At 40.4% G+C, this 6,000-nt stretch carries 6 protein-coding genes; 3 read left to right on the plus strand and 3 right to left on the minus strand.

Annotated elements, in window-relative coordinates; genetic code table 11:
* Positions 1-12 precede the first annotated feature (12 nt).
* Entirely contained in the window at positions 13-357 is a 345-nt protein-coding gene (locus H6H03_RS40520) for a helix-turn-helix transcriptional regulator (RefSeq protein WP_242057971.1), read from the plus strand.
* A 26-nt stretch (positions 358-383) separates the two neighbouring features.
* Here the strand turns inward: H6H03_RS40520 and H6H03_RS23950 are convergent, their stop codons facing one another.
* A complete protein-coding gene (locus tag H6H03_RS23950) occupies positions 384-707 on the minus strand; it encodes an acylphosphatase (RefSeq protein WP_190957547.1) in 324 nt (107 codons plus the stop codon).
* 77 nt (positions 708-784) lie between these two features.
* Positions 785-1,003 (minus strand): polyribonucleotide nucleotidyltransferase, encoded by a 219-nt coding sequence (locus H6H03_RS23955; RefSeq protein ID WP_190957548.1) that lies wholly within the window; start codon positions 1,001-1,003, stop codon positions 785-787.
* 202 nt (positions 1,004-1,205) lie between these two features.
* Between H6H03_RS23955 and H6H03_RS23960 the strand changes: the two genes are divergently transcribed.
* Together H6H03_RS23960 and H6H03_RS23965 are read left to right on the plus strand one after the other, a co-directional pair.
* On the plus strand, positions 1,206-1,583 hold the full coding sequence (locus H6H03_RS23960; protein WP_190957549.1) for a DUF1823 family protein: 378 nt from the start codon (positions 1,206-1,208) through the stop codon (positions 1,581-1,583).
* A gap of 344 nt (positions 1,584-1,927) precedes the next feature.
* Positions 1,928-3,586 (plus strand): alpha-amylase family glycosyl hydrolase, encoded by a 1,659-nt coding sequence (locus H6H03_RS23965; RefSeq protein WP_190957550.1) that lies wholly within the window; start codon positions 1,928-1,930, stop codon positions 3,584-3,586.
* Positions 3,587-3,874: 288 nt separating this feature from the next.
* Here the strand turns inward: H6H03_RS23965 and H6H03_RS23970 are convergent, their stop codons facing one another.
* On the minus strand, positions 3,875-5,767 hold the full coding sequence (locus H6H03_RS23970) for a tetratricopeptide repeat protein (protein WP_190957551.1): 1,893 nt from the start codon (positions 5,765-5,767) through the stop codon (positions 3,875-3,877).
* Positions 5,768-6,000: the final 233 nt, after the last annotated feature.

Below are 6,000 nucleotides of genomic sequence, written 5' to 3' on the forward strand. Positions count from 1 at the left end.
CATGCAAAAGCCATGTTAGACGAGATGAGCCAAGATAACAGTTATAGCAACCTTGTTATTCAAGCAATTTCTCAACACTTAAAAGGAGAAGTTCCTGCAATCAAAACTATTGCTCACAATCTAGCCATCAGCGTCCGTAACTTACAGCGAGAATTGCAAACAGAAGGTACTTCATATCAACAACTTTTGGATGCGACACGCAAAGAATTAGCACTAAGACACTTAAAAAAAACAGATACTCCAATACATGATGTAGCTTTTTTGTTGGGCTTTTCTGAACCAAGTGCCTTTCACCGCGCCTTTAAACGATGGACAGGAAAAACTCCAACAGCATACAGGTCAGACAATGTATTTTAGTCATTCTCCGCGTCCCCGCGTCTCCCTCATCTCCCCATCTCCCCATTCCCAACTCCCCGCTTCACTTCAAATCTCCGTAAACCTTCTGGTTCTTCGTACTCAACTTTAACTTCTTTAACTACAGCAGCAGGTGGCCCGGAGTGACACCAGCGAACCATCTCATCTACAATCTCTCGCGCCCCTTCAAAAACTGCTTCTACTCGACTATCAGGGAGATTCCGCACCCAACCAGTTAATCCTAACTGGCTAGCTGTCTCCACAGTGGCGTAGCGGTAGCCCACTCCTTGGACTCGGCCAGAAATGAATACATGGGCGCGGATGATCTTTGGCAGTGCTGTGGAATTCTGCATAGACTGGTCTGTTCTTTACGATTTCCAGTCTACCTAGTTTTGTATACACAACCTGTGTTTAACTCGAATTTGGGAAATTAATCGAGGTCTTCGTCTTCATCGTCGTCTTTGCGACGATATCTATATCCGTAGTCTTCGTCCTCTTCGTCTTCGCTGCGATATCTGTAGTCGCGGTCTTCATCCTCTTCGTCTTCGCTGCGATAACTATATTGGGTGCGATCGCGATTATCCCACTCTTGATCGCGTTGATTCTGCCTGCCACCGACTATATTCCTAAACAAATCGCCTATTCCCATAATTGTTTTCCTCCTGAGGAAAGCGAATTCCCTAATCTAGAGTCACTTTTAGTAGTTTGTCTAATGCTTGTAGCTGATAAATCTTCCAGCAGGCGTAGATAGAAATAAAATTGCCCCTACCTTTGGAAGTGTAATAGGCTAATCATAAAGGTTTTCTTAAATTCTAATTTCTGGATTCTAAATTCTCAATTCTTATCTACTTATGTCTAATCTGCCACCACTCAATACAGACACAATTTGGGCAATTCTCAACGATGAACTAGATGATGCCACAGTTAATCAGTTGCTATGGCATTATTTAGGCTATCGCTATGATTCATCAACTGAACAATGGGATAATAGCCAAGTTCCCCCAGAATGGCAGGATGAGTACCCACAACCACCAAATTTTATTGACTCTCGCCCTCCAACAGTCAAGTTAAGTCGTTCCATTCCTACTGAAAATAAACAATCACTCAAAGAAAAGCTCGGCTTCAAAGGTTATAAAATTGGTGAATTTGGCCCTCGGCAAACTCGCAGAGCTACAGCCGCGAATTGGCTGTTAAGCTATCTGCAACAGAATAGCGCGAAAATCGATTAAAAGAGATTTATAATTCAGAATTTATAATTCAGCAATGTTGGAATTAGCTGCTTTATAACCGCATTTGATTAATTCTGACTCCTGAGTTTTCAATTCTGAATTATTTTTATATTTTTGCCTTTTTGAAAACCATTGTATTTTTATTTTTTCTACTATTTTTGAAGGAATTAATGCTAGAAAAAAGTCAAAACTTCCCAAATATAGCTAAATTTTAGAAAAAATATTTCTCAATTCATCCTGAAGATAGAAGCACTACTTATTCAATTCATTCTCTAGAGCGATTTGCAAATTTAATTAATCATCAGAGAATACTTCTATCAATCCTTGATCTTACAAACATTTCTATGGCAAAGCCAATTGAATTTAATTTATTTGCACCATATAACAAAGGAGCCGCATTAATTGGTTCTTTTTCTGATTGGCAAGAAATTCCAATGGAAAAAGGTGAGGATGGCTATTTCCGCACAAGTGTTGAATTAGAAGATGGCGATTATCAATATAAATTTCGTGTCCAAACAAATTCATGGTTTTTTGAACCAGAACAATGGGTTGAAGTCACAGACCCTTATGCAACTGATATAGATGAAGTGGGCGGAAAAGATAACGGTATTGTCCGTATCAAAGATGGGGAAAGAATTGTTGATACCTATGTTTGGAAACATGATGATAAACCGTTACCTGCTGACCACGAATTAGTAATTTATGAACTGCATGTTGGTGATTTTTCTGGTGGTGAAGATGATCCTTATGCACGCGGCAAATATAAACACGTTGTTGAAAAATTAGATTATTTGTGCGAATTAGGAATCAATGCTATTGAGTTGATGCCAATAAAAGAATATCCTGGCGATCATAGCTGGGGTTATAATCCCCGCCATTTCTTTGCAACAGAATCTAGTTATGGTACTACTGCTGAGTTGAAAAACTTGATTGATGAGTGTCATGCTAGAGGCATTCGTGTAATTAATGATGGTATCTATAACCACTCAGAAGCATCTAGTCCGCTAACACAAATTGACCACGATTATTGGTATCATCACTCTCCTCGCGACCCTGATAATAACTGGGGGCCTGAATTTAATTACGAACATTACGACGAAAATTTAGAAATTCATCCAGCGCGGAAATTTATTGGTGAGACAATCCGTTTTTGGATTCAGGAATATCATATTGATGGTATTCGCTATGATGCAGCGCGGCAAATTGCCAACTATGATTTCATGCATTGGGTAGTCCAAGAAGCTAAAAATGCCGCTGGCCCGAAACCTTTCTATAATGTTGCCGAACACATTCCTGAAACTACCAGCATTACCAATGTTGATGGGCCGATGGATGGTTGCTGGCATGACAGTTTTTATCACTGCATTTTAGAACATATCTGTGGCGATACATTTGATTTAGAGCGCCTTAAAGATGTTATTGACTGCAAACGTCAAGGCTTTATGGGTGCTACTAATGTGGTAAATTACCTCACCAACCACGACCATAATCATCTCATGGTTGAATTAGGGAACCGTGAGATTTTTGATGAAGAAGCTTTTAGGCGGATTAAATTAGGAGTAGCTATCCTAATGACTGCTATCGGTGTGCCTTTAATTTGGATGGGAGAGGAGTTTGGCGAGTACAAACCTAAACAACCTGAATCAGCTAAAATTGATTGGACGCTGTTAGGTAATGATTTAAATCGTGGTTTGTTTGAATATTACAAAGGCTTAACCAATCTGCGTAAAAGTAGTCATGCTCTCTACACCGAAAACATTGACTTCATCCACGAAAATGCAGAAGCAAAAGTGTTAGCTTATAGCCGTTGGAATGAAGAAGGTTCTCGTGTAGTTGTGGTGGCCAATTTCTCAGAAAATTTCCTAGCTGGCTATCATGTTCCTAACTTTCCTAACGGTGGTACATGGCACGAATGGACAGCGAATTATGATATCGAAGCTGGTGATGATGGTGTCATCACTGACTTGGGACCATACGAAGCTAAAGTTTTTGTGTGGCAGTAACTATAACAGGCAATAGGCAATAGGCAATAGGCAACAGGCAATAGGTAATATGATGTCCGGGTAATCAGTTATAATTTTGGTAATCATTAGACCCCACCCCTTAATCCCCTAAGAGCAAGCGGGGAGGGGAGACAAAGCACTGCTTTGGCTCTTTGGGGTTCTTTGGGTTTAGTAACTAATTAACCGGACATGATATTAAGTCTTTTGGTGTCTGGGTTTTACGGACAGCTTAATTTTAATTACTGGGTATTGAACTGTTGCCCGTTCCCTGTTCCCTTTTAATTGTGGCTAGTGATGTGTTTCTCTTAAAAAATTTGCATAATTCGCCCGAACTGTCATAGTAGTAGGATGGCTGACACCTAAAGTCCGTTCGCAAATTTTCAAAGCTTGCTCAAACAGCGGTTTGGCTTTCCTATAGCGTCTCGTATGACGGTAGAGTGCTGCTAGGTTGTTCAGACTAATGGCAACATCGGGATGGTTGTCTCCCAACAGACGTTTAGTCAGTTCCAAAGCTTGCTTATAGAAGGGTTCGGCTTCGCTGTAGCGTCCTGTTGATTCGTACAGTTGCCCTAAATTGTTCAGGCTAGTAGCAACATCGGCATGTTCTTCTCCCAGCAGCTGTTTTCTCAGTTTTAAAGCTTGCTTCAGCAAGGGTTCGGCTTCGCTGTAGCGTCCTGTATAACAATACAATGCTCCTAAATTGTTCAGGCTAGTAGCCACATGGGGATGTTCTTCTCCCACTAGGCGTTTCCAGAGTTCTAAAGCTTGCTGATACAAAGATTCGGCTTTGCGATAGCGTCCTATAGATTCGTTGACTACTGCTAAATAGCTCAAATTTGTAGCGACATCAGGATGTTCTTCTCCCAGCAGGCGTTTTCTCAGTTTTAAAGCTTGCTCAAACAAAGGTCTAGCTTCGCTATAGCGCCCTGTAGATTCGTAGAGTAATGCTAAATTGTTGAGGCTAGTGGCGACATCAAGATGGTTGTCTCCCAACAGACGTTTTCTTAGTTCTAAAGCTTGCCGATACAAGGGTTCGGCTTCGCTGTAGCGTCCTGTAGATTCGTAAAGTCCTGCTAAATTGTTGAGGCTAGCAGCGATATAGGAATGTTCTAAATCAAGATGATTTTGAGTTAGTTTTACACACCGTTGCAACCAAGATTCTGCTTGTTGATAAAGTTCTTGACCTTGATAAAACCAAGCTAATTTAGTAAACAGAGCGATTAAATTTTCATCACTGAGATGTTGAGATAAGTGAGTTGCAACTTCTGTAATGTGGGGGATATGTGGAGTGAAATTAACAATATCTTCTGGGTTAGGCTGTTGCGGAATTAGCTTTGCTACCTCTAACATCATTGCTGCAAATTTAGTTTTTGCTTCATCCACTTGATGTGAATTATCCAACTTTATGCGGAGAAGTTGCCGAATTAGAGGATTTAAAAGATAAATTCCTTTACTTTTCTGTTGTAGCAAATGTAATTCCAGTAAATCGGCGATCGCTTTATTATTAAGTTGTTGTTTTTTCTCGTCTTCTATCGTCTCCACAGATAAGGGAATGTCAGCTAAAGCACACAAACTTAGCAAACAGCCAAAGCTTTGTGCATTCTCATCCAATTGTTCCCAACTCAATTCAAAAGCTTCAGCTACACCGTATTCATAATGCATCACTGAGTTAGCATTGGCTACGGGTTCATGTTCCTCTCGCTTTTTCTCTAGCCGCTTTAGTAGTATTTCTAAAGACAAATCTGGTATTTTATTGAGATATCGCCCCACTAACTCTAACGCCAAAGGTGAATATCCCAAAAATTTACAAATTCTTCTAGCAACCCAAGGTTCTTGTTGCAGTCGTTCCCGAACCACTAGCGATTTTAATAATTTTATCGCCGCCAATGGTTTGAGGACATCCAATTCGCTATTATATTTTGCCCTCAGGTAAGCTTGTAACTTTTCTAGTTTGCCCCGACTGTTGGAAATAGCTAATTCAGGATAATTCTGGGCAAATTTGTCATATAGGTCATCCATCCACTTTTTGAAAGCAGGAATATCAACGTTTAATTCGCTGACAAGTTGAGCTTCAGTTTTACTTAAGTTTTCAGTCTTAAAATAGTTTACAAAAGCTGCTGTTTGGTCAAGAGATAAGCCAGTAATAGCAGCTTCTTTGGCTAGAAAATTAGCCCATTGCATAGACAGTTTGTTAACTTTATTTTTGATTCTAGTTTGTATTCATTTGCAAATCTTCTCTCTTTGAGGTAAAGATACATTTGCATAGAAACATTTACAAGCAGTGGCCGCCTTTAGCTATTGCCGGTTGAGCCTCAGAAGGTCAACGTCGAGCCTCAGAAGGTCAACGTCGAGCCTCAGAAGGTCAACGTCGAGCCTCAGAAGGTCAACGTCGAGCCTCAGAAGGTCAACGTCGA

The organism is Nostoc paludosum FACHB-159 (genome assembly GCF_014698835.1).
Lineage (GTDB): Bacteria > Cyanobacteriota > Cyanobacteriia > Cyanobacteriales > Nostocaceae > Nostoc > Nostoc paludosum.